This window comes from Nonomuraea sp. JJY05, assembly GCF_043496855.1.
Lineage (GTDB): Bacteria > Actinomycetota > Actinomycetes > Streptosporangiales > Streptosporangiaceae > Nonomuraea.
On the sequence record NZ_JBIEIS010000050.1, the window covers coordinates 65581 to 92167 of the forward strand.

The 26587-nt window shown below is 69.2% G+C and carries 23 protein-coding genes and 2 pseudogenes; 15 read left to right on the forward strand and 10 right to left on the reverse strand.

Annotated features, from left to right (window positions below; all coding sequences use genetic code 11):
- A partial coding sequence (locus ACFKCF_RS50635) for a MerR family transcriptional regulator (protein ID WP_394503103.1) occupies positions 1-444 on the forward strand: 444 nt, incomplete at its 5' end.
- Between the two features lie 112 nt (positions 445-556).
- Here the strand turns inward: ACFKCF_RS50635 and ACFKCF_RS50640 are convergent.
- The 3 genes from ACFKCF_RS50640 to ACFKCF_RS50650 form a co-directional block, all read right to left on the reverse strand.
- On the reverse strand, positions 557-1387 hold the full coding sequence (locus ACFKCF_RS50640) for a hypothetical protein (protein ID WP_394503104.1): 831 nt from the start codon (positions 1385-1387) through the stop codon (positions 557-559).
- Positions 1388-1412: 25 nt separating this feature from the next.
- Positions 1413-2339: a hypothetical protein gene (locus ACFKCF_RS50645; RefSeq protein ID WP_394503105.1), complete on the reverse strand. Its 927-nt coding sequence runs from the start codon at positions 2337-2339 to the stop codon at positions 1413-1415.
- Positions 2340-2536: 197 nt separating this feature from the next.
- Positions 2537-3028, reverse strand: a complete 492-nt coding sequence (locus ACFKCF_RS50650; protein WP_394503106.1) for an RICIN domain-containing protein — start codon at positions 3026-3028, stop codon at positions 2537-2539.
- Positions 3029-3275: 247 nt separating this feature from the next.
- Between ACFKCF_RS50650 and ACFKCF_RS50655 the strand changes: the two genes are divergently transcribed.
- Entirely contained in the window at positions 3276-6959 is a 3684-nt protein-coding gene (locus ACFKCF_RS50655; protein ID WP_394503108.1) for a hypothetical protein, read from the forward strand.
- Positions 6960-8348: 1389 nt separating this feature from the next.
- Here ACFKCF_RS50655 and ACFKCF_RS50660 read toward each other — a convergent pair.
- On the reverse strand, positions 8349-8519 hold the full coding sequence (locus tag ACFKCF_RS50660; RefSeq protein ID WP_394503110.1) for a hypothetical protein: 171 nt from the start codon (positions 8517-8519) through the stop codon (positions 8349-8351).
- Between the two features lie 22 nt (positions 8520-8541).
- The gene (locus ACFKCF_RS50665; protein WP_394503112.1) at positions 8542-8856 is read right to left on the reverse strand and encodes a protein kinase; all 315 of its coding nucleotides are present in this window, start codon (positions 8854-8856) and stop codon (positions 8542-8544) included.
- 41 nt (positions 8857-8897) lie between these two features.
- On the opposite strand from ACFKCF_RS50665, the gene ACFKCF_RS50670 reads away from it, so the two are divergent.
- The 10 genes from ACFKCF_RS50670 (at position 8898) to ACFKCF_RS50715 (ending at position 18986) form a co-directional block, all read left to right on the forward strand.
- The gene (locus ACFKCF_RS50670; RefSeq protein ID WP_394503113.1) at positions 8898-9068 is read left to right on the forward strand and encodes a hypothetical protein; all 171 of its coding nucleotides are present in this window, start codon (positions 8898-8900) and stop codon (positions 9066-9068) included.
- Positions 9069-9186: 118 nt separating this feature from the next.
- On the forward strand, positions 9187-9552 hold the full coding sequence (locus tag ACFKCF_RS50675; RefSeq protein ID WP_394503115.1) for a metal ABC transporter permease: 366 nt from the start codon (positions 9187-9189) through the stop codon (positions 9550-9552).
- A 57-nt stretch (positions 9553-9609) separates the two neighbouring features.
- Positions 9610-10347, forward strand: a complete 738-nt coding sequence (locus ACFKCF_RS50680) for a class I SAM-dependent methyltransferase (RefSeq protein ID WP_394503117.1) — start codon at positions 9610-9612, stop codon at positions 10345-10347.
- A gap of 92 nt (positions 10348-10439) precedes the next feature.
- Positions 10440-11057 (forward strand): TetR/AcrR family transcriptional regulator, encoded by a 618-nt coding sequence (locus ACFKCF_RS50685; RefSeq protein ID WP_394503119.1) that lies wholly within the window; start codon positions 10440-10442, stop codon positions 11055-11057.
- A gap of 58 nt (positions 11058-11115) precedes the next feature.
- The gene (locus ACFKCF_RS50690) at positions 11116-12582 is read left to right on the forward strand and encodes an MFS transporter (protein ID WP_394503121.1); all 1467 of its coding nucleotides are present in this window, start codon (positions 11116-11118) and stop codon (positions 12580-12582) included.
- An 81-nt stretch (positions 12583-12663) separates the two neighbouring features.
- Positions 12664-14430 (forward strand): ABC transporter ATP-binding protein, encoded by a 1767-nt coding sequence (locus ACFKCF_RS50695; RefSeq protein WP_394503123.1) that lies wholly within the window; start codon positions 12664-12666, stop codon positions 14428-14430.
- Positions 14430-16187 (forward strand): ABC transporter ATP-binding protein, encoded by a 1758-nt coding sequence (locus tag ACFKCF_RS50700; protein WP_394503125.1) that lies wholly within the window; start codon positions 14430-14432, stop codon positions 16185-16187. Before ACFKCF_RS50695 ends, ACFKCF_RS50700 begins: the two co-directional genes overlap by 1 nt.
- Positions 16184-16801, forward strand: coding sequence for an MptD family putative ECF transporter S component (locus ACFKCF_RS50705; protein ID WP_394503127.1), 618 nt, complete (start codon positions 16184-16186; stop codon positions 16799-16801). Before ACFKCF_RS50700 ends, ACFKCF_RS50705 begins: the two co-directional genes overlap by 4 nt.
- On the forward strand, positions 16798-17538 hold the full coding sequence (locus tag ACFKCF_RS50710) for an energy-coupling factor transporter transmembrane component T (RefSeq protein ID WP_394503129.1): 741 nt from the start codon (positions 16798-16800) through the stop codon (positions 17536-17538). The genes ACFKCF_RS50705 and ACFKCF_RS50710 overlap by 4 nt, the downstream gene beginning before the upstream one ends.
- Entirely contained in the window at positions 17535-18986 is a 1452-nt protein-coding gene (locus tag ACFKCF_RS50715) for an ABC transporter ATP-binding protein (protein WP_394503131.1), read from the forward strand. Before ACFKCF_RS50710 ends, ACFKCF_RS50715 begins: the two co-directional genes overlap by 4 nt.
- 96 nt (positions 18987-19082) lie before the next feature.
- Here the strand turns inward: ACFKCF_RS50715 and ACFKCF_RS50720 are convergent, their stop codons facing one another.
- Positions 19083-20675, reverse strand: coding sequence for an IS1182 family transposase (locus ACFKCF_RS50720; protein ID WP_394503133.1), 1593 nt, complete (start codon positions 20673-20675; stop codon positions 19083-19085).
- Positions 20676-20811: 136 nt separating this feature from the next.
- Between ACFKCF_RS50720 and ACFKCF_RS50725 the strand changes: the two are divergent.
- From ACFKCF_RS50725 to ACFKCF_RS50735, 3 genes and pseudogenes are all read left to right on the forward strand, one after another.
- A pseudogene (locus ACFKCF_RS50725) lies at positions 20812-21828 on the forward strand (IS5 family transposase).
- 370 nt (positions 21829-22198) lie between these two features.
- Positions 22199-22831 (forward strand): sulfotransferase, encoded by a 633-nt coding sequence (locus ACFKCF_RS50730; protein ID WP_394503134.1) that lies wholly within the window; start codon positions 22199-22201, stop codon positions 22829-22831.
- 20 nt (positions 22832-22851) lie between these two features.
- Positions 22852-23052 (forward strand): hypothetical protein, encoded by a 201-nt coding sequence (locus ACFKCF_RS50735; RefSeq protein WP_394503136.1) that lies wholly within the window; start codon positions 22852-22854, stop codon positions 23050-23052.
- Positions 23053-23979: 927 nt separating this feature from the next.
- Here the strand turns inward: ACFKCF_RS50735 and ACFKCF_RS50740 are convergent.
- The 4 genes and pseudogenes from ACFKCF_RS50740 to ACFKCF_RS50755 all read right to left on the reverse strand — a co-directional run.
- Entirely contained in the window at positions 23980-24936 is a 957-nt protein-coding gene (locus ACFKCF_RS50740) for a cyclase family protein (protein WP_394503138.1), read from the reverse strand.
- Positions 24937-25121: 185 nt separating this feature from the next.
- Complete coding sequence (locus tag ACFKCF_RS50745) at positions 25122-25685, reverse strand: dihydrofolate reductase family protein (RefSeq protein WP_394503140.1); 564 nt, start codon at positions 25683-25685, stop codon at positions 25122-25124.
- A 77-nt stretch (positions 25686-25762) separates the two neighbouring features.
- Positions 25763-26263 carry a pyridoxamine 5'-phosphate oxidase family protein gene (locus ACFKCF_RS50750; RefSeq protein WP_394503142.1) on the reverse strand — a complete coding sequence of 167 codons (501 nt, stop codon included), beginning with the start codon at positions 26261-26263 and terminating at the stop codon, positions 25763-25765.
- Between the two features lie 35 nt (positions 26264-26298).
- Positions 26299-26587, reverse strand: a pseudogene (locus ACFKCF_RS50755) (hypothetical protein); the annotation flags it as partial.

Sequence of the window (26587 nt, forward strand, 5' to 3'; positions counted from 1 at the left end):
CCCGTCGCGGTGCACGGCACCGCGACGGGGCCGCCCGTCATTACCCACACCCCACCGGCGCCAGGAGACACGACCATGAACCTGCCCTTCGACGACGAGCACGCGGCGCTGTTCACGGTGGGTCAGGTAGCCGCGATGCTCCAAGTGCAGCAGGCGTTCCTGCGCCGCATCGACGACCACCAGGTGGTCTCGCCCCAGCGCTCGATCGGCGGGCAGCGCCGATACAGCCGCCACGAGATCGGCCGCATCCAGCAGGTCGTGATCATGATGGACCAGGGAATGACGCTCCCGGCCATTCGCCTCATCCTCGACCTGCGGCGCCAGCTCATCGAGATCACGCAAGAGCGCGACGAACTCGCCCGCGAACTGGCCGAACTACAGGCCAAAAGCGCGACCGCCCGGCGCACGAAGGCAACCGGCTCGGGTGACCAGCCCCGCCACTGATCGGTAACAGGACAGCGCCGGTGCCAGGCTGATCGTCACCGAGCGGGTGCAGCATTCGCGAGTCGGCCAGAACTACCCCGACATCCCCGGACAGGGTGGCGCGGGCCGGTGCTCAGCGCCGGGGAACGATCTTGAGGGACCTCACCAGCGTGTCGACGTCCGGCCACAGGCGCCGGTGCGTGTCGGGAATGGTGATCCACAGGACCGCGGGCCGGGGACGTCCCGTGTCGACCGCGATGGCGACCGACAGCTCCTGCCTGGCCTTGCGGCCGTCCGGGCTCGGCGGCATCTGGATCATCCGGGCCAGCAGCCAGCCCCGCCGTACCGGCTGCGAGGCGATGTCACGGCCCTTCGTCCCGGAGGGGAACGCGTTGCCCTGCTTGTAGTCCAGCATCGCCCGGGCGGCGTCGTAGAGACTGTCGCCGGCGTCGAGGTCGGACCACAGCTGCTGGGAGTCGATGTCGGCCCACCACTCGCGATCGTCGTCCGTGCCGTAGGTCTCGGTCAGCAGCGTCTGGCGGAGGTTGTAGCGGCCGTCCTTGATGGGGCCGTCGCCGATCGGACGGCTCCGCCGCCACGGGGAGCCCAGCTCGGCGAACGACAGGCCGGTCCTGGGGTCGGTCACCCTGCCGATCACGGACGAGCCCTGACCCGGCCGGCGGCGGAGCTTGACGACTGTCCCCTCTTCGATCCTCGTGACCTCGAGCCCGCTCGGGGACGGGGTGGCTGTCGCAAGGGCGGGGGTCGGGGTGGGCGTCGGCGCGGCGGCCACAGGACTCGGCGGAACGGCCGTCACGCTCGGGGACGGGGTCGGCATCGCACGGGGCTCCCGGGCGGATCCGCCGCCGGCGGCCATGGGGAGGCCGATGACGAGTTCGGCGAGGAGGACCGCGGAGCCGAGGAGCGGGACCCACTTCGGGAACGGCGCCATGAGCCGCTTCATGCGGTCGGAAGTGTGCGGCATGGGCTCAGCCCTCCCGGGGGATCAGAGTGAGGCCAGCGAGCCGGGCCTGCTCGACGCTCTCGCGCAGGGACGCCTCGAGCCGCCCGGCGCGCTCGGACAGCTCACCGACCTCGCCGGCCGCCAGATCGTCGCGTACGGTCCTGGACAGCAGCTCGCGGTAGGCGTCGCCGTCATCTGCCAGATCCTGCAGGGTCCGCCACTCGGCGTACACCTCCTCGGCCTCCTCGGTGCGCCGCGCGTACTCCTCCAGGCAGGAGATGCGCCGGGCCAGGGCGCGGGTCGCCACTTTGAGCGCCTCCTCCTGGGATTCGAGCATGGTGGAGATGCGCTCGGTGACACGTCCCGACCGCGCGCCCGCCTGCTCGCGCCGCAACCGGGTCAGCTCGGTCAACGTCTCGGCGATCTCCCACTCCTGGCGGGGCAGGATCACCCGGTTGGCGATGCCGTCGAGCAGGCCGTCCCGATCGAGCCTGGACCGCAGGACCGTCGCGGTGGCGGCCACGGTCCGCTCCAGCAGCGCGGCGTCCAGCGGCTCCAGCATCGAGGCGGTCACGTACCTGCCGCGATGGCGGCGGCCGTAGCCCGCCACGGGCGACTCCCCCGCCAGCGCCAGGAGCACGAGCAAGGCCATCGCCTGCACGGCCAGTCCGGCGAGGAAGAAGGCCGTGAAGCCGTACCGGATCCAGACACCGAGCACGGCCGCCTGCAGCACCAGCCCGGCCAGGAGAACGATCCGGCCACGGTGGACCAGGCCGACGACAAGAGGCAGGAAACCCCACAGCGCCGACTGAGGCAGGGCGGTCAGGACGTCACCGGACGTCCGCCCGCCCCAGGCGGGCCGCTCGGGAGCAGGCGGCAGGAGCTCCGGTCGGGTGGCCATCAGCCGGCGGTGCCCCTCAGGGAGGCTGGGGTCGAGGACGATCACGCTCACGAACAGTGACTATCCCGAAGAGCCGTTTCCGCGCGCTTGCGGACCGCTTGCAGCGAGCGGCCCGCAGCCCGACGTCATCGGCGACCGGACACGTGTCGAGCCGGTGGGCGGGAAGCAACTGCTTCGGCGCCACAGCTGGGCAGGCCGTGCCACTACCCGTTCCGAGTGGCCCTGAGCAGGGCATACGGACTGAACGGTCAACGCCGGAGCCAGGCCTGCGCAGCGGAGATCTTGCAGGGCCACTGGATCGCGTTCTTGCCCCGGCGCTTCTCACCGTTCCCGATGGCCAGGCACATGCCGGTGGCCCCGTTGCGCAGCCGTCGCCCGTCGTAGCTCCACTCCTGCGCCAGGCCGCCGTCTGTGCACGGCCACTGGATCGCGGTCTTGCCCGGCTTCTTCTCTCCCCGCCCGATGGCCAGGCACAGCCCGGTCTTGGCGTTCACGAGCCGCCGATCGGCCCGGTAGATCCAGCGCTGCGACTTGCTCCCGATACAGGGCCACTGGATCACCGGCTTGCCGGCCTTCACCTCACCCCGGCCCACGGCCAGGCACATGCCGGTGGCGCCGTTGACGTAAGCCCGGCCAGGCCCGGCAGAGGCCACGGCGGCATGTGCCGGCACAGCGGGCGGCAGCCACAGCAGAGTCACGGCAGCCACCACCACGGCGGCGATCTTGGAGCTCGTAGGCATAGATGTCCTTCCTCGGCCGGGGATGAGACCAACAGCACCGCCCTGCGAATGGGCCGAGCTGATCACACGTCCGTGCGAACGGCCCGGCGGTTCCCAGGAGCGAGCGGTCCCGCGACCGGTTGCCCACCCGAGCCGATGGCACCAGGATCATGGCGGCGGAAATTGTTCGGCACCCCTGATCAGACAGGCAAACAATGCTTTTCTCGGCGAGCGGCTCCTCTCCCGCAGCGAAGGGAACCTCGTAACGATGGCAGGTCGTCGCGAAAGGCCGGTGGACCCGGCTGCCGGACCGGTGCAACGCTTCGCCTCCGAGTTACGCAAGCTGCGCCAGGAAGCGGGCGGCCCCACCTATCGGGCCATGGCCAAACGCGCGGGCTATTCGGTCACCACGCTGTCGCAGGCGGCGGCAGGTGAACGGCTGGCCTCCCTGCCCGTCGTCCTGGCGTTCGTGCAAACCTGCGGCGGCGACGTCTCGGCATGGGAACGCCGCTGGCAGCAGGTGACCCAGGAACTGGCCCAGGAAAGAGCGGGCCAGGACGGTGCCGCCGGCCCCTACCTGGGCCTGGCGTCGTACGACACGCATGATCGCGGTCGCTTCTTCGGACGGGAACGGCTCGTCGAAGAATTGCACGAACTGCTGTCACGGCATCGGTTCGCCGCGGTGTTCGGCCCTTCCGGCAGCGGCAAATCGTCCTTGTTACGGGCCGGACTCGTGCCTGCCGCACGCGGGCAGACGCCGCACTCGGGCGAACCTTTCGGGCAGAGCCTGGTCTTGACTCCGGGCGAGCATCCGATGGAACACGCCGATCGGTTTCTCCCAGGCAAGGACGGCTCCGACACGCTGATCGTGATCGACCAGTTCGAGGAGGTGTTCACGCTCTGCCGGGACCCACGCGAGCGGACGCGGTTCATCGACCTGCTGCTCAGCGCGCGGGAGGCGCAGAGCCGCATGCGGACGGTGATCGCGGTGCGCGCCGACTTCTACGGCCGCTGCGCCGAACACCGCACGCTCACCACAGCCCTGCGCGAGGCCAACCTGCTGGTGGGGCCGATGCACCCCGACGAGCTCAGAGAAGCGATCGTCCGACCCGCCATGGCCGAAGGCTTGACCCTGGAGCGAGCGCTGACAGCGGCGATCATCGCCGACGTCGCCGACGAGCCCGCCGCACTGCCACTGATGTCCCACGCGCTGCGCGAGGTCTGGCGCCGCCGAACGGGCAAAATGCTGACCCTGGACGACTACGAGAGCGTGGGCAGAATCCAGGGAGCGATCAGCCACAGCGCGGAGGAACTCTACTCCGGCCTGACACCCACCCAGGCGGTGATCGCCCGGCGGGTACTGCTCAGGCTGATCCAGCCGGGCGAGCAGGCCCAGGACACGCGCCGGCCCGCCGCCCGGGCGGAACTGGACCCGTACGGGCAGGCCGACACCGCGCTGGTCATCGAGCAGCTGGCCGCGGCCCGGCTGATCACGCTGCATCAGCACGACGTGCAGCTGGCGCATGAGGCGCTGATCGAGTCATGGCCGCGGTTGCGCGGCTGGGTGGACGAAGGGCGCGACCGGCTACGCGCGCATCGGCAGTTGACCGAGGCGGCCCAGGCCTGGCAGGCGCAGAACCGGGAAGCCGGGCTGCTGTACCGGGGCAGCCGGCTGGCCGTCGCCGACAAACTCTTCCTCGAGCCCGGCGACCGTGGCGATCTCACGCCGGTAGAACGAGACTTCGTCCAGGCGAGTGCGGCGCTGGCCCGGCGTACCGCCCGCAGGCGGGTCGCCGCCGCGGCAGTGCTCGCCGTACTGCTCGTAGCCGCACTCGGCGGGCTCGGCAGCGCCGAATACCTGCGCAGGGAGTCAAACAGGCAGCGTGACAACGCGCTGGCGCAGGCGCTCGCGCTGCGCGCCGCCGACATGCGGCAGAACGACCCCCAGGCCGCGATGCTGTTGAGCGTGGCCGGCTGGCGGCTGAGCCCGGGACTGCCGGAGGCTCGAGGCTCGCTCTATGACTCCCTCTCCCAGAGCACGACCTCCGTCTTCGCCGACCCCGACTACACGGCCGACACGGTGCAGGCGCTCGGCCACGACGGCCGCACGCTCGTGTCGGTGAGCGGCGGCACGGCCAGGATCTGGGACGTACCCGCCAAACGGCGGATCGGCACCCTCACAGGCGTGGGCACGGGCATACGCGAAGCCGCGCTCGCTCCCGACGGGCACAGCCTGGCGCTCGCGGACAGCAGAACCGCACAACTGTGGGACACCCGGACCGGCCGGCCACTCGGCGATCCCATCCCGCACAGAAGCAGTGACCCGTGGAACGGCGTCCTGAGCTTCGACAGATCCGGACACTATCTGGCCATCCCCGGAAGAACCCTGCGGGAATGGTGGGACATCACCACGCGCAAGCGACTCACCACCCCCTCGGGAACCGCGATCAACGCGATCAGCAGGGACGGCCGCTACGGTTACGCCACCAACGGCACCACAGCGGAACTGTGGGACCTCCGCCACGGCAAGCGCACGCGCATACCGCGGACCCTCCAGAACGGAGGCGTCACCAACGACGTCGCCTTCAGCGACGACGGCAAGATGCTGATGACCGTCGAGGTCCTGCCTTCAGCCGAGCAGAGCAGGCTGCGCCTGTTCGAACTGCCGTCCGGAACGGAGGTGACAGACGAAAAAAGCGATTTCGCCACGAACGCGGCCTTCGCCTTCGGCGACGCGTTCATCGCCACTTGGGCCGGGCGAGGCACCCTGAGGATGCAGCGGCGCTCCGGCTTCAGCACGGCGTACCAGCGGGCCATGCCCGACTTCGTGTCCCAGCCCCGCTTCGACCTCGCCGGCCGAGCCATCCGCTACCTGAACGACCACGGCACCGTCTACACCGAGGATGTCGCGATGGCGTTCGACCGGCCGATCACCTCCGGCCACGGAATGAGCGTGGAACTGGCCCCCTCCGCGCGCCTGGTGACCGAGGTCAACATGGAAACAATCGAAGTCAGGGATACAGCGACGGGCCGGCCACTGATCGCGCCGGTCGCCTGGTCGGGCAGAGGGGCCACAGCGACCTTCGACGTCCACGGCCGCCGTCTCGCCCTGGCCGACGGCAACGGGATCACCATCATGGACCTGACCAGGCGCGAGGTGACCGCCAGGCTCAAGCTGAAAGGCGACAGTCGGGGCACACAGGCCCTGGCCTTCAGCCCCGACGGCCGCACCCTGGCCGTGTCACGCGAAGGAGAGCCCGGCCACATCGAGCTGTGGGACCTCGAACAAAGAGCCATACGGGCGACGACCGGACGCGGCGCGCGTCACCTCACCTTCCGTCCCGACGGACGGCTGCTGGTGACCGGAAAGCCGTTCCAGCTCATCAACCCCGCGACCGGCGCCACCCGCCCTCCCGCGACAGGGGCCGGCCGGCTCGACGGCCCCTTCGCCTTCAGCCCGGACGGCCGTCAGGTGGCCTTCGCCGGTCCCGACCGGCTCACCTTATGGGACAGCGACGTCAGGACCCCGATCGCCCAGTTCCCCGCGGTGCCCGACAGCCGCGCCGCCCTGCTCGCCTGGTCACCCGACGGGCACACGATCGCCTCGTACGAGAAAGGCCTGCGCGTGCGATTGTGGGACGTGCCGAACCGGCAACCACTGGGCCTCGTCTTCGACGGCAAACAGAACCTGGACGAGATCGGCGACGGGTGGGTGGTGTTCTCGCAAGACGGCACGAAACTCCACACCGCCGCCCTCGACGGCACCGTGCGCGTACTCGACGTGAACGAGCGACACGTGGCCGCGGCCGTATGCGCACGCGCGGGCCGTACACTCACCGCCGCTGAATGGTTGCGCTATCTCCCCGGCGTCGAGCCTTTCACGCTGTGCCGACCTGCAGAAACGGCAGCCCACGCGTCCACATCCGGCAGCGAACGCCGCAGCGGGCGCTGAGCGAGGGTCGCCAGGGGCTCCCCCGGACAACCCGCCGAACGAAGACCCGGCGAGTTGTCCAGCGGGACACCCGGCTATCGTTGCTTGGACAGAAGCCGTGGATCCAGAGCGTGTCCCTCACCGTTTCACTCCACGTCTGTGAAAGGGCGTTCATGACAGCCGACCAGCCAGACATCTGCCCAACATGCCAAGGCGTGACCCCCGCCACGCACCCCGCTGCCTACACCACCACCCGAGGACGGCTGATCGTCGCCAACGGGTACTGCCAAGGCCATGCCCCCACCACAGCGCGCGATTCCGGGCATCCCGAGCCGACCGGGAGCGCAACATCCTCACGCCGGTCGATGCCTGCGGTTTCCGCTTCAACACCTGCACGATGATGTGCTCGCTCGGGTCGCCCGCTCTATGACGGCGTGGGCTCCGGGCCTCTGCCGTGCGTCCGCGTGCGTCTCTGGGCCGGGCACCATCGGCGACCGCACTCCCCCGCGCCCGACCTCCAAGAGGCCCGGGGGCGGGCAAACCGCATTCCCATCCTCAGCCCAGACGGCCCTACCGCCCGGCCCGCGGCCGCTTGCTGAATCGGGAAATGACCGGTGACAAGCTCGTCCGATCAGCCTCCAATCGACCCCAACACCATTGCCCAAATACTGGCCGCCGCCGTCATGTGGCCCTGCCCGGTGATCCGAGCACACAAGCAATAGCCCAGATCCGCACCGCGCAGGGCGGCTTGACGCAGCCGGGTGGCACCATCTGCCCGCCCGCGTCTCACCTCTGCTTGAACTGGGTGGCGGGCTCGGACAACCGCCGTCCGGTCGGCTGCCCAGGCAAGCCCTTGGTCTTGAATGACGTACGGGCGAAGCCCGTGCCCTTGCGATTCTTGAAGTGTGATTTTCTCTTATCCCGCGGCCTTTACTTAGTAGATTTCTTAGGAGGCGGGAGCGGGCGTTTGTGCCAACCGCTCCCGCAAACATCTCGAGAAGGAACGGGCTTCGCCCGTGCGTCTTAACCCCAGCCGAGCCCCTCCGTCGAACAACCCACCAAAGGGTGCTGCCGGAGTACGCCAGAAACACACCGCGTGCTGGCGGCGCTTGGTCTCAGCGCCTGCGTCGTCGGGCGGCGGCGTGGTGCTCGGCGGTGAGGCCGGGCGGAGGTCTCCTCCCCCAGGCGGACGTAGCGGCCGAGGCTGGACAGGTGCTGGAGCGCTGTGGCGAAGCTGGTGCAGCGTCCAGCCCTCGCGGTGCGGGTCGAGCTCGGCAGTGGCGGTCTTGAACAGGTACTCGGCGCGGAGGTAGGACAAGCGGCCGCGTCCGGTGGTGGCCCCGTGCACGTACTCGATGGTGCCGCCCTTGGAGCGGACGGGGGGCGGGGCAGAAGGCCAGATCGAGGTCCTCAATGTTGGGGGTGAGAATCTCGTTCGTAGATCATCCGCCACAGCACCTCCTTGGCGGCCGGCCGGTCGGCGGCGTTCCCGGACAGGGCGGCCGCCACGAGGGAGCCGAGCGGTTCGGGCAGCCCGGCCACGTCCGGGTTGAAGTCGAGCAGCCGCCCGATGACCACCATCGGGTCGCCGGGCTCGATCGCGTCAGCCCCCCCTGGCCGCGAACAGCACGACCAGGCCCCACGCCCACAGGTCGGCCGCCTCGGTCACGGCGCGCCCGTCGAACACCTCCGGCGGCATGTAGTTCGGCGAGCCCATGATCGGACCGATCGTGGTGGGCCCGGCCTCTCTGGCGACGCCGAAGTCGATCACCCGGGGGCCGTCGGGGCTGAGGATGATGTTGTCCGGCTTGAGGTCGCGGTGGACGATGCCGGCCTGGTGGATGGCGGTCAGCGCGGTCGCCACGCCGACGGCCAGGCGGCGCAGCCGGTCGCCCTGGTAGGGGCCCGACTCGGCCACGACCTTGCCGCAGGCTGCGGCCGGGGACGTACTCGCTGACGATGTACAGCGGGGCCGCCTCGACCTGCGCCTCGATCACCTTAGCGGTGCAGAAGGAGGCCACCCGCTGGGCCGCCGCCGCCTCCTTGGCCAGCCTGGCCCGGGCCTGCGCGCCCTCGGACCTGGGCATCTTGATCGCGACCCGCTCGCCCGGCTCGCCGTACGCCTCGTAGACGACGCCCTGACCGCCCGCGCCGAGGCGGCCGACCAGCCAGTACCGTCCCAGGCGGTGCGGGTCGGAAGAGGTGAGGGGAATCATCAAGTCCGCCATTCTGCAGCGCCACGCAGCTGGTGGAGACCGCCGTGCTCGCCGCGATCGTGCTGACCGTTCTCGTCGTCTGCTGGCGGCCGCTGGTGCTCATGGCCTTCGACCCGGTGACGGCCCGCGCGCAGGGCTACCGGTCACGACTGCTGGATCTGCTGTTCAACGTGGTGGTCGCGCTGGTCGTCATCGCCGCGGCGAGGGCGGTCGGCACTCTGCTGGTGATCGCTCTGCTCATCGTGCCCGCCGCCACCGCCCGGCTGTTGAGCGACCGGCTGCCCTTGATCGTCCCGCTCGCCGCCTCCGTGGCGGCCATCGCCGCCTGGGCGGGGCTGGAGGTCAGCTACCATGCCTCCCTCACGTACGGCCGGCGTCCGGCGCCACGGTCGTGCTGACCCTCGTCACCTTCTTTCTACTGGCGCAAGCCGTACACCGCTTACGAAAGGACTGAAATGGACCAGCTATCAGCGCGGAAGTGGCTGGCGCGGTGGGACGCTCAGCAAGAGCGCTACATCGCCCATCGTGAGGAGCGATTCGCCGTGATCGGCGACGTGCTGGCCCAGGCCACCTCCACTGTGGCCGAGCCGCTCATCGTGGATCTGGGCTGCGGTCCCGGTTCGCTGTCGGCGCGCATCGCCGAACGCCTGCCCGCGGCCGAGATCATCGGCATGGACATGGATCCGCTCCTGCTGGCACTGGCGAGAAGCGGGTATCGGCATGTCACCAGGTTCGTGGAGGCCGATCTGCGCCTTCCGGGCTGGACGGACCTGCTTGGCCTGGACCGGAAGCTGGATGCCGCGATGTCCACGACCGCCCTGCACTATTTCCCCGCGAGCCTCCTCGCCGGGCTGTACCGGCAACTCGCTCACGTGATGCGCCCCGGCGCGGTCTTCGTCAACGCCGACAACCTCTACGACGAACAGCCTTCGATCGCCGAGCTGGCCGCTGTGGTCAGGAGAGGCCGCTCCAGGCTCGACAACGAGGACTGGGGCTCCTGGTGGCGGGCCGTCGAGGCGGACCCCGCGCTGGCCGATCTTCTCTCCGAGCGGACCAGAAAGATCGGCGAGGGCGGACAGGACCACCATCTCTCGGTGCGCGAACACACCGAGCTGCTGCACGAGGCAGGATTCCGCGAGATCGGCACCGTCTGGCAGACGGGGGACGACGTGGTCCTCGTGGCCGTGCGCTAGCCATACCGCCGCGTGCCGGCGCGCGGCGGATCCGGCCAACCTCTGCGCCATCGTGTCTTCGGGCTCCGTGGAGGTGGCTCTACAGTGGTGCCGTGGCCACCAGCGGACGTCGGCAGTTCCTCACCCGGGGGGTGGTCGTGGCCGCGGGGCGGCGGGTGGCCGAGTCCGAAGGGGTGGGCGGACTGACCATCCGCCGGGTCGCGGCCGAGCTCGGTGCCACACCGATGGCCCTGTACCGGCACGTCAAGGACAAGCGCGAGCTGATCCTCGCCTTGCTGGAGGACGTGGCCCAGGGGTTGCCGCCGCTTCCCGGTGAGGATGGCACACCACAGGAGCGGATCGTGACGGCTTTCGCCGCGGTGGATGCCTACCTCGCCCGGCACGTGTGGGTGGTGGAGATCCTGCGCCAGGGCGAGCTGTTCGCCCCGCGTGCCGCGACCTTGTTCTCCTGGACTCTGGAGCGCTTCGGTGAGCTCGGGCTGGACGACGACCGGGCGACGGATGCCTATGCGGCTCTGTGGTGGTTTGTCCTGGGCCACCTGTCCTACCTGCCGTCCGTCGCGCCGGAGCGGCGGGCCGCACGGGAAGAACTTCTCGTCAAGGGGGTCGACGATCCGGCGCGGGCGTTGCATGCGGTTCGTGCTTTCGATCATCAGGCCGCGTTTTTGAACAGCCTGCGCGCCTTCGTCGGGGTACTGGCTCAGCGCTGATTCACCCACCTTCGATCAGGCTATTTAGGTTTGCCTTACTTGTGTGTACTTTGTACGCATGACTGAGTCCCGACGGGCCGGGTGGACCCTGGCCCTCGTCTGCCTGGCTGCGGTGCTCCTCACCCTCGACATCACGATCGTCAACGTGGCGCTCCCGCAGATCGCCACTGAGTTGTCCGCCCGGCTGGACGGCCTTCAGTGGGTGATCAACGGTTACAGCCTCGCCTTCTCCGCCCTGCTGCTCATCGCCGGTTCGATCTCCGACCGCGTCGGCCGCCGGGCGATTTTCACTGCCGGGGTGTTCCTGTTCACCGCCGCCTCCGCGGCCTGCGGGCTGGCCTGGAGCCCGGCCGCCCTGGTGGCCTTCCGCATCGCCCAAGGGGTGGGCGGCGCCATGGTCATGGGCACCGCCATGGCGTTGCTCGCCGGGGCCTACCCGCCCGGCCGGGCGCGCCAGGGCGCAATCGGCGCTTTCTCGGCCGCCGGTGCTGCGGCCGCCGGGCTCGGCCCGCTGGCTGGGGGCGTCCTGACTGACACGCTCGGTTGGCGGTGGATCTTCTGGATCAACGTGCCGGTAGGGCTCGTCCTGGTGATCGGCGGGCTGGTACGGCTGCGTGAACCGGTCAGGGAGGCGCCGGTGGGAAGGATCGACGTGGCTGGCGCGGTGCTCGCCGTCAGCATGCTCTTCTCGCTCAACTACGCCCTCATCGCCGGGCCGGAGGGGGGCTGGGATTCGCCGTGGGTGCTGGCCGCGCTGGGGGCTGGGGCTCTGCTGCTGGCCGCCTTCGTGACGGTGGAGGCGCGCCGCCCGCACGCGGTCCTCGATGTGCGGTTGTTCCGCATCCCGTCCTTCACCGGTGCGGTGCTGCTGACCTTCCTGGCCAGGGTTACCAGCTTCGGCATCCTGCCCTTCTTGATCCTGTGGCTGCAGGGCATGCTCGGCCATTCGCCGCTGGAAACGGGACTGCGACTGCTGGCTATGACGTTGCCGATCCTCATCGTTGCCCCGATGGCGGGGCGCCTGGCACGGCGCGTCCCGGCCTCGCGGCTGATGGCGGCGGGGTTCTCCCTGGTGGCGCTGGCCTTCGTGTTGATGGCAGGGATCCGGGCCGACAGTTCCTGGCTGGTCGCCCTGCCGGGGCTGATCCTGCTCGGCGTCGGCGGGGCGCTGGCCTTCCCGCCGCTGCTGGGCGTGACGCTCGACCTGGTGCCCGCCGAGCGTGCCGGGATGGCGTCCGGCCTGTCGAACACTTTCTTCCCGCTCGGCACGGCCGCGGGCGTCGCCACCTTCGGCGCGATCTTCACTTCGCGGATCGGTGCCGAGTTGCCGGAGCATGGGGCCGCCGTGGCGGCGGGTCGGTTCGATCTGGTGAGCGAGCCGGCGCGGCAGGCCGCCCGGGAGGCCCTCACCGGGGCGCTGGGTGTGACGTGTCTGGTGGCCGCGGGCGCCGCGCTCGCCGCTGTGGTGATCTCTCTCGTGCTCGTTCGGAGCGCGGACGCTCACCCCTTGCCGGTGCGTACTTAGTACGCTAGTGTCCGCAGACAGAAGTGAAAATCATTATCGTTTTGGTATTTACTCCGGCCGTTCTGTTGTGAAGGGTGCTGCATGTCCATATCCTCGCTCCCATCGGCGCAGCGGGCTCCTTCGGTGCTGGCTCCAGCCCGTGCCACCCTCATCGGGTGCGGCATCCTCACCGGTGTCAGCGCGTTCGCGGGAATGGCGCCGTTGGTGGCGGTCGTCGAGATCAGCCGCCGGGTGCTGAAGGGCGACACGGAGGTGTGGCCGATCATCGTCGTCGCGCTCGTCGCCCTGGCCGTCAAGCAGCTCGGCACCTTCGGCGCGGGGGTGCTGACGCACCTGGCGGATATCCGGGTGTCGTTCCGCATCCGCCGGGAACTGCTCGGTAAGCTGCGCAGGCTCCCCCTCGGCTGGTTCACCGACCGCAACTCCGGCACTGTGAAGAAGACGGTCGAGGACGACGTCGCCGCGCTTCATCAGCTCATCGCCCACTCCGTGGTGGAGATCACGGCCGCCGCGGTCCCGCCCGTGGTCGCCATCGCGTATCTGCTCGTCGTCGACTGGCGGATGGCGTTGGTGAGTCTGCTTCCGCTGGTCGTCGGCCTGATCGTGTACCAGCGGGCGATGGCCGGCGCGGGGACGAAGTATCCGGAGTTCATGGCGTGGCTGACCAGGCTGAGCGGCGCCGCGGTCGAGTTCGTCAACGGGATCGCGGTCGTCAAGGCGTTCGGGACCCCAGGCATGGCCAGCCGCCGGTTCCAGGAAGTGTCGCGAAGCTTCGCCCACTTCTTCCTGGCCTGGGCAAAGTCGACGACCGTCGCCAGCGTCATCGCAGAGATCCTCCTCTCGCCGCCCAGCGTGCTGGTCGTCCTGGCGAGCGCGGGAGGCATACTCACCGCCGCGGGCCAGTTGCCGCTGGCGAGCTTCATCGCGTTCCTGGTGTTCGGGACAGTCACGACCGCGGGTCTGATGACGGTCATGATGTCGATCCATCCGCTGGTCACCGCGCTGAGTGTGGCTCGCGGCATCCGTGAGGTGCTGGCTGCCCCGGAGCTGCCCGTGCCAGTGGATCCGGTCCTGCCGGACGCGGACGCTCCCGGTCCGGTGGTCCGGATGCGCGAAGTCGGGTTCGCCTATGGCGACACGGTCGCGCTGGACGGCGTCGACCTGGAGCTCGAACGGGGCACGGTGACCGCGCTCGTCGGCCCGTCCGGGTCCGGCAAGTCCACCCTGGCCAAACTGCTTCCCCGATTCGACGACCCACAGCAGGGCTCGGTGGAGCTGTACGGCGTCGATCTGCGCAGCATCGATCCCGCCGAGCTGTACCGGCACGTGGCCTTCGTGTTCCAAGACTCGGCACTGCTGCGCATGAGCATCCGGGACAACATCCGCCTCGCGCGCCCGGACGCCGATGACGAGGCCGTCCGCGCGGCGGCCGGCAAGGCGCAGATCCTGGAGCGGCTCCAGGATCTGCCGCGCGGGCTGGACTCCGTGGTCGGCGAGGACGCGGAGTTGTCCGGAGGTGAGCGGCAGCGGGTATGCATCGCACGGGCGATCCTGGCCGACCGGCCGGTGCTGGTGCTTGACGAGGCGACGGCGAGCGCTGATCCGGAGAACGAGGCGCGCATCCAGGACGCGCTCAGCGAGGTCGCGCGGGACCGTACCGTGCTGGTGATCGCGCACCGGTTGAGCACCATTCGCAACGCCGACCGGATCATCGTGCTCGACGCGGGCCGCGTAGTGGAACAGGGCCGGCACGAGGAGCTGCTGGCCAGCCAGGGACTCTACGCGCAGCTGTGGCAGCACGACCAGCAGGCGCGGACGGACGCCGTGGACAGGGTGGAGGCGCACTGATGATCGCCATGATCCGATACCTGTTCGAGCTGCTTGATCAGCCCGGCCGCCGGCATCTGCGCATCATGCTCGCCGCCCAGGCCGGGCAGGGAGTGCTGCAGGGACTGGGCTTCTTGTTCGTGGTCCCGCTGGTCGCGACCCTCACCAGCCCGCCCGTCGACTGGGGCCGCCTCTGGCTCTGGCTCGGGGCGATCGCCGCCGCGGTCGCCGCTCACCACGTGCTACTGGCCTGGAGCACGTCGCTGGGCTACCTCGTCGGCACGGACGTGCTCACTAGCTTCCACGAGCGGATCGGCAACCACCTCGCGACGCTGCCGATCGGCTGGTTCCGCGCCGACCGGACCGGACCTATCGGGCGGATGCTCGGCAAGGGCACCATGGATGTCGCCAACATCCCGGCACACCTGCTGCGTCACGTCACCGCCGGCCTGACCGCCCCGGCCACCATGATCGTCGGCAGCTTCCTGCTCGACTGGCGGATCGGCGTCGCCTTCGCCACTGGAGCGGCGCTGTGTGCGCTGGCGCTGCGGCTGCTCATGGTGATCGTGCGCCGTAACGACGACGACTACGAGCACGACATCGGCGTGAGCGCGTCCCGCATCGTCGAGTACGCCCGCCAGCAGCCGACCCTGCGCGCCTACGGCGTTCTCGACCGGCCCGAGCTCGGCACGCTTGAGGAGTCCCTGGTCCGCCAGCAGGGGTCCCAATCGCGCCTGACCATCCGCGGCGCCTGGGGGATGATCGCGTTCTTCGGTACCCTGCAACTCGTCGTCACGGCCGTCATCGCGCTCACGGTCGCCCTGACGGTGAACGGCACGATCGCTCTCGCGGTCACGATAGGCGTGCTCATCATCACTCTGCGCATGCTGGAGCCGATCTCGCAGCTCGGGGAGCTGGCCGGCCTCGTACAGGTCAACGCCGATGCCATCGGCCGGGTACGGCGGCTGCTTGCCGTGCCGCCGCTGCCCGAGCCGGCCCAGCCCGCCGAACCGGCCGGCGCCGGCATCGAACTGCGCGGCGTGCGCTTCGGCTACGACGACGGCCCCACCGTGATCGACGGCATCGACGCGGAGATCCCCGCCGGCAGCTTCACCGCCATCGTCGGCCCGTCCGGCTCGGGCAAGAGCACCCTGCTCAAGCTCATCAGCCGCTTCTTCGACGTCGACGCAGGCGCGGTCCGCATCGGCGGCCAAGATGTCCGAGAGCTCGGCAGCGCCGGGGTCTCGCGGCTGACGGCCCAGGTGTTCCAGGACGTCTACCTGTTCGAGGGCACGATCGCCGACAACCTCCGCATGGCCGCCCCGGACGCGAGCGACGCCGACCTCGACCGGGTGGCCCGCATCGCCCGGCTCGACGAGGTCATCGAACGCCTGTCCGACGGCTGGCACACCCGCGTCGGCGAGGCCGGATCCACCCTGTCCGGAGGGGAGAAGCAGCGCGTCTCGATCGCCCGCGCCCTGCTCAAGGACGCCCCCATCGTGCTGCTGGATGAAGCTACCGCCGCACTCGACCCGGCCAACGAGGCCGCCGTCGCCGACGCGATCGCCGAGCTCGCCCGCGACCGCACCGTCATCGTCGTCGCCCACCGCCTGTCCACCGTGGTCGCCGCCGACCGCATCCTCGTCCTCGACCGGGGACGGATCACCGAGCAGGGCGACCACGACGCCCTGCTCGCCGCCGGGAGCACGTACGCGCGCTTTTGGACCGAGCGCCTGCGCGCCCGCGGCTGGCAACTCGCCTCGAAGGGAACCGCGTGACCACGAGCATCCCGGCTCAGCGCCGCCTCGACGTGCGCATGAGCCCGAAGGACCTCATCAACATCGGCGTCTTCGGCGCCCTCTACCTCGTCGTCGTGTTCGGGATCAACATGTTCGGCTTCCTCAACCCGGCCGTCATGCTGGTCGCCCTCGTCGCGAGCATCGTGGCGGGAGGGATCCCGTTCATGCTCTTCCTCACCCGCGTGAACCACGCGGGCATGGTCACGATCTTCGCGATCGTCACCGCGGGGATCCTCATGCTCACCGGGCATCCGCTGATCAGCTTCCTGATCAGCCTCGGCTGCGCGCTGGTCGCTGAGGCGATCGTCTGGGCGGGCCGGTACCGCTCCCGCCGCCTGAGCGTGCTCGCCTACGCCGTCTACTCCGCCTGGTACGTCGGCCCGATGATGCCGATCTTCTATGACCGTGAAGCCTACTTCTCCGGCCCCTCGATGCAGATGATGGGAGCCGACTACGTAAGCCAGATGCAGGCGCTACTCTCCCCGGCGGTGCTGCTCGCGTTCGATGTGGCCACGATCGTCTTCGGCCTGCTCGGCGGGCTCCTCGGTCTGCGGCTGATGCGCAAGCACTTCGAGAAGGCAGGACTGGCGTGACCACCACCCCGGTGGCGGTGCGGGAGGGAGCCGCCGCGGCGCCCCGCTCCCGCCCGGCGCTCCGGCTGGACCCGCGGACGAAGGCGCTGCTCGTGCTCGCGGCGAGCCTGGTCGTCATGGCGCCGGACGGAGCGTCGTTCATCCCCGCGGCTCTTGTCCTCGGGGTGCTGCTCGCGCTCAACGAAGGCGCCTGGGTCCGCGCCATCGCCCTGCCGATCGGCGCCTCCGGCGTCGCGGCCGTCGCCTATCTCCTGCCGGTGGCCATGCCGCATCCCGCCGTCGGCGTCGTCGCCACCATGGCCGCGTACCTGGTCCGCTTCGTCGCCATCGGCGGCATCGCCCTGCACCTGATGTCCACGACCTCGCCCACCGAGCTCACCGCCGCGCTACGTGCCGCGCGTGTGCCCCGGGCCATCACCGTGTCCGCGGCCGTGATGTTGCGCTTCCTGCCGACGATCATCGCCGAGGCCCGCGCCGTGTACGACGCCATGCGGCTGCGCGGGATCGGCGGATGGGGCGGCATGCTGCGCCACCCGGTGCTGAGCATCGAGCGCTTCACGGTTCCGCTCATCGCCTCGAGCCTGCGCGTGGCCGACGATCTGTCCGCCGCGGCCCTGCTGCGCGGGCTCGGCTCGGCCACGCGTCCCACCGCCATGCACCCGCCACGCCTGGGCGTCGCCGACCTCGCCGCCGTGCTCGTCGTGGCTGCGCTGGCCACGGCAACGGTGCTGTGGTGATCCGGATCGACGGGGTGCGCTGGACCTACTCCGGCGCCGACGCCCCCACCCTCGACGGTCTCACCCTGCACGTGCGGCCCGGGGAGACGGTCGTGCTGTGCGGGCCCAGCGGATCCGGCAAGAGCACCGCCCTCCGGCTCATGAACGGCCTCATCCCTCACTTCCACGAGGGCCGGCTCGAGGGCACCGTGCACCTCGACGGACAGGCCGTCGCCGACCTGTCGCTCGATCGGCTCGGCCGCCGTACCGGCACCGTGCTCCAGCATCCCCGCCGCCAGTTCTTCACCGACGAGGCCGAGGCCGAGCTCGCCTTCGCACTGGAGAACTTCGGCGAGCCCCCCGAACGCATCAGAGAACGCGTCACCACCGTCATCGACGAACATCGCCTGCGTGGCCTCACCGACCGGCGGCTGCAGGAGCTGTCCGGCGGCCAGCAGCAACAGGTCGCCTGTGCCGCCGCGGCCGCCCACCGCCCGCCCGTGCTGCTGTTCGACGAGCCCACCTCGAACCTGTCGGCCGCCGCGATCGAACGCTTCACCGCCACGCTCGCCCGGCTCCGCGCCGACGGAGCGACCATCGTCATCGCCGAGCACCGCCTGCATTTCCTGCGCGGCATCGCCGACCGGGTCGTCGCCCTGCGCGCGGGCCGCGTCGACGCGGTATGGCGGGGCGAGGAGTTCGCCGCCCTCGACGACGACACTCTCTCCGCGGAAGGACTCCGCAGTCTCGCCCCGGTCCCTCGCCCGGTGCCTCCCCGTGCCTGTGCGCACGGGCCCAGCATCGACGGCGACACCCCCTCAGCGGGAGTCCTCGCGAACGCAGGGGCCGGTGTGACCCTGCGCGACGTCCGCTGCGCTTTCCACGGCCGCCGCGTGCTCGACATCCGGGAAGCCTACCTGCCCGCCGGAACGGTCACCGCGGTCACCGGCCCGAACGGCGCCGGCAAGAGCACCCTCGCGCGCATCCTCACCGGACTGCAACGTCACGACGGCGAGGTGCTCCTTGACGGGCGCCGGCTCAGCCGCACGCACCGCCAGCGCGTCAGCGCCATCGTCATGCAGGACGTGCAACGGCAGCTGTTCACCGATAGCGTCGGCGCCGAACTCCGGCTCGACGCATCCGGAGATGCTGCGCCGGAAGACGAGCGCTCCCGCGCCCTCCTACGCGACCTCGACCTCGAACCCCTCAGCAGCCGCCACCCGCTGTCCCTCTCCGGCGGCCAGCAGCAACGCCTCGTCGTCGCGGCGGCGCGGCTCAGTGCCCGCCGGATCGTCGTGTTCGACGAACCCAGCTCCGGCGTCGACCGCCGCCACCTGCACTCCATCACTCAGGTCATGCGCGATCTCGCCGGCGAAGGCGTCGTCGTACTCCTCATCAGCCACGACGACGAACTCCTCACCCTCGCCACCGACCAAGAACTCAAGCTCAGACTCATCGATGGAGCATGAGAGTGCAAGAAGAGTCGCTCTCAGAAACCACCGTCGTCCTAGGAATGTCCTGAAGATCTTGATGGGTGGGTCGGCATGAGCTGGCTCACCCTGTTGCTATGTAGTGATCGGTTTGAGAGTCCAGATGCCGCTGGTGTGGGTGAGTCCGAGGTTGATCAGGCGGCGGAGGTTGAGAGCGGCGGCGCGGTGGTGGAGCCAGCGGTCGTTGGCGTAGGCGCCGCGGTAGCGCAGGCGCCGGTTGCCGCGGGCGACCAGCCAAGCCACGGCGCGTTCGACCATGGGCCGCCAGCGCCGGTAGTCCTCCTGCCAGGCGGGATCGGTGGCGGCCTGGTGGCGAGCGGCGGCCTGCAGATCATGGTGCGGGCGGATCGTCACCACACGGCCGGTCTTAGCGGTGGTGCACCGATCACGCAGAGGGCAAGCGGCGCACAGCCCGGTGAAGGTGGCACGGCGCTGCTGGTAGAGGCCCCCGGTCGCGGCAAGCGGGATGGTGTGCCCAGCGGGGTAGGTGACCGTGCCGACGCCGGTGTCGATGACGAAGTCGTCCAGGGTGAACCCGCCCGGCACGGCGGGCTTGAGCGCGGGTGGCTTGATCAGCAGCCGGTGCCCGGCGTCGGTGAGAGTGGCGCGCAACTCGGCGGCGGCGTAGGCGGCATCGGCCAGAATCTGCAGCACTCCGCGCTCGGCGGCGAGCAGGCCAGGGGTAACAGCGGCCTCGTGATGGGCGGCGCCGGCACCGGGGCGTAATGCGACGGCGGTGAACAGTCCGGTCTCCGGCTCGACGGCCAGGTGAGCCTTGTAGCCGTCGTCACGCTGCCGGCCGCTCTTGTGGATGTGGCGGGCCTGCGCATCGACGGTGGAGATGATCCGGTCGGGGGCGGTGCGGCGGGCGGTGCGGCGGGCGATCCGCCACCGTCCATCGGTGCCGTCGGAGGCGTCGGCGGGCTCGACGTCTTGGCCGGCGATCAAAGCCAGCAGACCGACCGCGCCTGCGGCCGGCTCGTCCAGGTCCTGGCCGGCCAGTTGGTCCAGCAGGGTGAGCGCATCCGTCACCAGGCCGCTCACCAGGGCGTTCTTAGCTTGCTCATCGTCCCAGGCGATCTTCGGTTTGCCGAGGTCGGTGTAGTCGTGGGCGTGACAGTGCGCCGCGACCAACACGCTCGCGCCGGGCACCTGGCGGGCCCCCCGGCGGATCGCGGCGATCAGCTGGGTGATGGTGTCCTGGGTGGCGACCGCGTCCAGCAGCACCGCCGAATCCAGCGCCCGTCGCGTCCGGCCCGCCAGTACCCCGGTCTGTTCCACCACGGTGCGGGCGGCCTGAAAGATCCGGTCCGGGTCCGGTGAGCGGGCCAGCCGACGCCGGAAGTAGGTCAGCAGCGACGGATCGAAGCCCTGGTCATACAGGCCCAGCCCGCAGGCGGCCTTCCACCGCAGATCGAACCGCAGCGCGGCCACCGCCTCCTCATCGGATAATCCATGCAGCGCCTGCAGCACCACCACCGTCGCCAGCAGGCTGGGCGGCACTGACGGACGCCCGTTGACCGGCGCGTACATGTCCGCAAACGCCTCCGGCGGGAACAACGCCCGCCGGTGTTCGGCCAGGAATGCGAACACGCTCCCGGCCGGAATCATGTCCCGGCATACGGCCCATACCTCGGGCCCGGCCGGCGCCCTCCGACGGCCCATCATGACCCGAGTCTGAATCCCGAAACTCCGCCTGGCCAGACCGCCAAGATCTTCAGGACATTCCTAGGGCGCGTATTGGGTCGTGATCAATCTGTCGATTCGCCCTCATGGTGAGGCCTGGACCGGTAGGTCTTGTTGCGTGACGCGAGTGCAACTGTCGGACGCGGAGTGGGAGTTCATCGGGCCGTACCTGCCGATCGGCGAGTACGGCCCGTATCCCGAGCGGTTACGGCAGCAGTTCGAAGGTGTGATCTGGCGGTTCAGGACCGGCGGACAGTGGCGGGAGATGCCGCAGGAGTTCGGTGCCTGGTCGACCGTCCACAACCGCTTCCGGCAATGGCGTGACGCCGGCGTCTTCGAGGCCCTGCTGGAGGGCCTGATCGCGGAAGCTGCGAAGCGGGGTGATGTGGACCTGTCCCTGGTCGGCATCGACTCCACCACCGCGCGTGCTCACCACGACGCGGCCGGGATGCACCTGGGCGAGGACATCCTCGGCGTACTGGAGAAGGCAGCTGCCGAGGCGGAGAAGGCCAGGTCAAAGGGGGCAGTGGCGAAGAACAAGACGGACAGGACGCCGAGATCGATCCCGAGCGGGAGGCGCGACGACGCATCCGGCGCCGGCGAAAACTCCGGCTGAAGGCCGCCCTGCTGGGACGCTCCAGGGGCGGGCAGACCAGTAAGGTTCATCTGGCCGCCGACCGCAAGTGCCGCCCACTGGCGTTCGTGCTGACCGCAGGCCAGGCCGCCGACAGCCCGCAGTTCATCCCCGTGCTGGGGAAGATACGGGTCCGCGCCCCCGTCGGCCGCCCCCGTCGGCCGCCCCCGCACCCGGCCGGACGCGGTCGCCGCCGACAAGGCCTACTCCTCCCGCGGTAACCGGGCCCACCTGCGCAGACGCGGTATCAAGGCAGTGATCCCGCAGAAGAGAGACCAGGCCGCCAACCGGAAGAAGAAGGGCTGCGCGGGCGGTCGGCCTGTCAGCCACGACGCTGGCCTCTACAAGGAGAGGAACACCGTCGAGCGCCTGATCAACAAGCTCAAGGCCTGGCGAGGCGTCGCCACTCGATACGACAAGACCCCGGGCAGCTACCTCGCCGGCCTCCATCTGCGCGCCTCAATGATCTGGGTCAAGGACCTCACCCGGACCACCAGTTGATCACGACCCAATACGCGCCCTAGGAGGGGTCGGCCTTGTCGCGCCGGCTCACGGTCACGCTGTGTGTGTCGATGGCAGTGCTCCTTTATGCGCTGCGCGTGCGGATCTGCCGAGATCAGTGCATCAGCGTGTGAGGATGCGGCGCACTCGCGCGGCGGGTGCACGCCCAGGCCAGCCCTGGCGGTGAGGGCCGGGTCCGGCCCGTAGCAGCGGATGACGGGGATAAAGGGCTTGCACAGGCGCCGGGCTGAGAGTTTGACTGCTCGCCATGCCTTCCCCCTCACCGATTTTCGTGGCAGGTACGGGTCGTTCGGGAACGTCACGGATCGCCGACATCATCGGCGAACATCCGCTGATCCATCGGATTCCCATGGAGACCAAGTTCCTCATCGACCCGGGCGGCCTGCGGGACCTGGCCGACGCGCTCACCGATCGATACGACCCCACCGTCGGTGAGGACGCCCTGCACCGGCTGAGCGACTTCCTCACCGTACGAGTGCCCGGCCGGCGCGACGATCGCGGCAAAACCGTTCCCGAGCTGGTCGGCGAGCGGCGCTACCGCGACGCGGTGCAACAGCTCTGGCCGCAGCTGATCGCGGACACATACGACGAACCTGCGCCCGCGGAAGGCTTCGGGAGCGCCGACCGGCCTGTCGGGCCGTTCGAGCCGCCGAGCCGCCGGCGGGTACTTCCCAGGTATTTCAGCGACCGGGGCGAACTGCTCGGAATCTTGCGGGGCCTGATCGACACCATGTTCGGCGGAGCAGCCGCGGACGCGGGCAAGCCGACCTGGTGCGAGAAGACACCGTTCAACCTACTGTGCATGGACTTCCTGTGGGAACTCGTCCCCGAAGCCACCATCGTTCACATCAAGCGCCATCCGGTCGCAGTACTCGCATCCCACCTGGCCCAGCCATGGGCACCGCCCACCGTCGACGGCGTGCTCGCCTACCTCAAGCCGGTCTACCACCGATGGCTCACCTGGAAGGACACGGTCGACTGACGGGCAGGCGATACATCGAGGTGAAAGCAGAAGACCTCGCAGCCGACTGGCCCGGGCAGCGCCGCGCCCTGTTCGAACGGCTCGACGTCGACGACTTCGCCACCCCTTCAACGTTTCAGTCGCACAAGCTGACGAACCGCAACGACCAATTCGACGACGAAACCCGCGAGTTCATCGAAGAAGCACTCGGCAAGGTCATCCCGGCCATGGGATATGAGTAACGGCTCTGGCTCTTCACTCGCTCCTAACTTTCCGGCCGTCTCTTGAGCCCGCGCTTATGGGCGGGTGTCGGCTTCTAGCCGCGATCCGGTGTACAGGTCCAGACCAAAGCCGGCGGTGCCTGCAAGGCGGTGACTCACGGTCACCGCCTTTCAGGCGGGCGACCTTGTGGGTGGGACCGGTTGTGGTGATCCCGCCAGCACCATTTGAGGCACCATGTCCGCCAGCATCACCGAGAATCCTGACCCACCCAGTCTCGCTATACCTGTCGAAGTCCAGCTCACGGGCACCGACCGTTGACATGATCCTTGGGAGATCGAGATACGTCGTATCTTGCTGACGCAACAGCCCGCGCTACGACCGCGTTGGTCGTCTCCATCTACTTGTCGCAAGCCAGCTCACCGCATGGTCATCCGACATGATTTCTGAGAACGGACACCTGAGATCGTTTCATAGGAGTGTTTCAGACGGCCACCCGTTTGCACCGACTCATGAAACAGCGTTCGCCCTGGACGTGCCCAGCCGAAAGCGTTGTTTCATAGGTGGTGCCTATGAAACAACCGCCACTCGACCTGTAGGGCGAGGTCGCCGTGCTCCGCGTCGACAGGTTCTCCCCTAACGCGCCACGCCCCGAGCGAGCGCCGGTCTGCTCGACGGCAACATCTGCACGGCGGTGTTGACATGGCCGGCGGCTGGGGAGAGATGAGGCGGACGTCGAGGTAGCGCTGGATCTGCAGGCCGCCGCCGCGGCGGGAGCTCGGGCCGGAGGCCTTCCAGCACGATCACCACGGTGCCGATCAGAGCGGCTGCGGTCTCCGTCTCGTCCGCCGCCTGGTTCCCGACCAGCACGGCGTGTTCTCATCGACCACGACCGCGTTCCAGGTGCGGGCCGGCTCCTTCATGGCGTCGCACCGGCTCGTGAATCGCGGTCAGAATGTGGCGATCGGGTTGACCGGGCTGCCGGACGTGCCGGCGAAGCGGACCGGCGCGACTGCGAGCTGGAAGTCCCACTGGCCGAGCTCGGCAGCCGTCGTCGCGCACGCCTCCAGGTCGCAGTTGTCGAGCATCCACAGACCCATCGCGACGAGGCTCACGGCGTGAACGGGCATCAACACGTCTTCGTACCCCGACGGTTGAACGTCCTGGGGGGTGTCAGCGCCGATCAGCGCGACCTCCCGTTCATGCAGCCACGGCAGGCAGGACGCGTGCCAGCCAGCCTGCGTGAAACCGCTGGACGCACCGGTCTCGTGCCGGACGCGACCATAGCCGGTCCGCAGGAGTACCGCATCGCCGGGTCGCACCCGCACGCCCTGGCGACGCTCGGCCTCCTCAAGATCGTCGGGATACACCCCCTGCCCCGGTTCCAACCACGGCACATCCCGCGCGCTCGCGATGTCCAGCAGGACACCGCGCGTGATGATCCCGTTCGCCGCCGCCGTGACGGACGCCCACGCCGATCCCGTCGTGGCGTCGACCAGCGAGTGCGACCGCCCGTTGTACATCGTGCCGTCCCAGAAGATGTGGCACGGCGAGTCGACGTGGGTGACGGTGTTGCCGTGGAACATGATGCCGAGCCGCTCGTTCGAATAGCCCCAGTGCCGGTCGTTGCGGAATCCGGGCAGCGGCATGTTCTCGGCACCCGGCATGTCGGCGGCGCACGGGCACGTCGTCGTCGACCGCTCCATCTCCTCCGGCACGGCGACCTCCCACGCGCACGACACGCTCCTGCCGTGGCGCACGGCCCGCGCCGCCGCCAGCCGGACGTCGTCGGTGATGTGGTTGAGAGTGCCGAGCTCGTCGTCGTCCCCCCACCGTCCCCAGTTCGACAGCGTGTTGAAATACCCGAGCACGTCGTCCTGTGTGGGCATCGATCGCTCTGCCGTCATCCCAGCATCGACTCCTCCGGTCACGCGGTTCGAGTGCACGGTGATTCCTCTCATTGTTTCTCAGCGTCGGTTCAGGGGCGTTCGGCCACTGCTTGCGCAGTGGTCGGTTGTGGTCTGGGCGGCGGCGTCCCGTTCGGCAGACGCAGGCCCGAGTTGAGCGATGAGGTGGCTGTAGAACGTTCCGGTTATTTGGTGATCTCGTAGCGCAGAACTGCCACGCCGCTGTCGAACGAGGTGGCCTCGATCAGCTTCAGGTCCTGCCGATCCTCGAAAACGCGCCTTCCCTTGCCGCGTGAGACCGGGCAGACCAGCAGGGTGACCTCGTCGACGAGTCCGGCCTTCAGCAGGGAGTTCATGAGCGTCAAGCTGCCCCACAGCCAGATGTCCTTGCCGCCCTGCTGCTTGAGCTCCCGGACGGTGGCGGCCGGGTCGCGCGTCACGGTCGCGGCGGGAAAGTCTCCCCAGGGCGCCTTTTCCAGTTTGGAGGAGGCGACGAACTTGGTGAGGTTGTTGAGCTTCTCGCCGTATTCGCCCTGGTCCTCGGCGGTTGCCCAACCCGTGGACTGGGTGTAGGTGTTCGCGCCGAGGACCAGCGTGTCGACCGCGTCGACGAACCCCATCACGCGTTCCTTGAACGCTATGTCATTGGTTTTGGAAAAGGACTCGGCGGAGACGAAGCTGAGCCCGCCGTCCTCCTCAGCGGCGATGTTGTCCACGGTGACCCACTGCTGGACTATGAGCTTTCTCACGACTGACTGTGCCTTTCGCGTATCTGTCGGCTCTTGTTTACGCGTACGGAACCGCGCGTGGATTCTCGTGCGGGCGCTCAGGCGGACTGACGTTCGGCTCGCCGGCGGATGAGTTCCTCGACCGCGCTCGGCAGGGTGGTCTCGAAGTCGATCAGCTTCGCCCAGGTCGGGGTCACGACGATCCGGACCATGCCGTCGTGGTAGAGGGAACGTATCTCCGCCTCCCACTCGACCCGTTGCTCGGGTGTCATCTCGTAGGTACTGGTCGTCTGGAGGTATTCGTCCGGGATGCCATCGACGAAGTCCAGCTCGGCCCGGCCGCGGATGAGCAGGATCTTGGGCGGGTGCACTTCGGTGTCGATCGTCAGGGCGACCATCGGGTTCTCGCGCAGCCCCGCCAGCTTCGGCGAGTTCTTCGGGGTGCACACGACGATCTCCGTGCCGTTCCAGGCAAAGATGATCGGGATGTTGCGGGGTGTGCCGTCCTTGGCGACATAGGCCAGGCGGGCCACGTCGCGGGCCAGCAGTTCGCGGCTGAGCGGTCGGTTCAGAACCTTGGTGACCTCGTATGATTCCACGGTTATTCCTCTCATTGTTGTTTCTCAGGGGTGGTTCAGGAGCGTTCGGCCAGTGCCGGCGCAGGGGCCGGGTGTGGTCCGGGCGGCAGGGTCCCGTTCGACGACAGGCGCAGGGCGGGGCTGAGCAGCGCGGTGACAGCGAGCGAGGCCACCGCCATCACGGCCATCGCCGCACCCGCGGGCAGATATTGCGCGACCAGGCCGGCCAGCGTGGCGCCGGCCGCCTGCATCGCCTTCATGCCGGTGACGTGCAGGCCCAGCGCCTGACCGCGGACGTCTTCGCCGATCAGCGCGATCAGCCGTTCCTGCAGCAGCAGCGTGGAG

Excerpts from the sequence above, each read along its gene's own strand:
- ACFKCF_RS50650 (WP_394503106.1), bottom strand. The coding sequence starts at position 3,028 with ATGCCTACGAGCTCCAAGATCGCCGCCGTGGTGGTGGCTGCCGTGACT.
- ACFKCF_RS50700 (WP_394503125.1), top strand. The coding sequence starts at position 14,430 with ATGATCGCCATGATCCGATACCTGTTCGAGCTGCTTGATCAGCCCGGC.
- ACFKCF_RS50680 (WP_394503117.1), top strand. The coding sequence starts at position 9,610 with ATGGACCAGCTATCAGCGCGGAAGTGGCTGGCGCGGTGGGACGCTCAG.
- ACFKCF_RS50740 (WP_394503138.1), bottom strand. The coding sequence starts at position 24,936 with ATGACGGCAGAGCGATCGATGCCCACACAGGACGACGTGCTCGGGTAT.
- ACFKCF_RS50670 (WP_394503113.1), top strand. The coding sequence starts at position 8,898 with ATGTACAGCGGGGCCGCCTCGACCTGCGCCTCGATCACCTTAGCGGTG.
- ACFKCF_RS50660 (WP_394503110.1), bottom strand. The coding sequence starts at position 8,519 with ATGGTGGTCATCGGGCGGCTGCTCGACTTCAACCCGGACGTGGCCGGG.
- ACFKCF_RS50655 (WP_394503108.1), top strand. The coding sequence starts at position 3,276 with ATGGCAGGTCGTCGCGAAAGGCCGGTGGACCCGGCTGCCGGACCGGTG.
- ACFKCF_RS50640 (WP_394503104.1), bottom strand. The coding sequence starts at position 1,387 with ATGAAGCGGCTCATGGCGCCGTTCCCGAAGTGGGTCCCGCTCCTCGGC.
- ACFKCF_RS50720 (WP_394503133.1), bottom strand. The coding sequence starts at position 20,675 with ATGATGGGCCGTCGGAGGGCGCCGGCCGGGCCCGAGGTATGGGCCGTA.
- ACFKCF_RS50695 (WP_394503123.1), top strand. The coding sequence starts at position 12,664 with ATGTCCATATCCTCGCTCCCATCGGCGCAGCGGGCTCCTTCGGTGCTG.
- ACFKCF_RS50690 (WP_394503121.1), top strand. The coding sequence starts at position 11,116 with ATGACTGAGTCCCGACGGGCCGGGTGGACCCTGGCCCTCGTCTGCCTG.
- ACFKCF_RS50730 (WP_394503134.1), top strand. The coding sequence starts at position 22,199 with ATGGAGACCAAGTTCCTCATCGACCCGGGCGGCCTGCGGGACCTGGCC.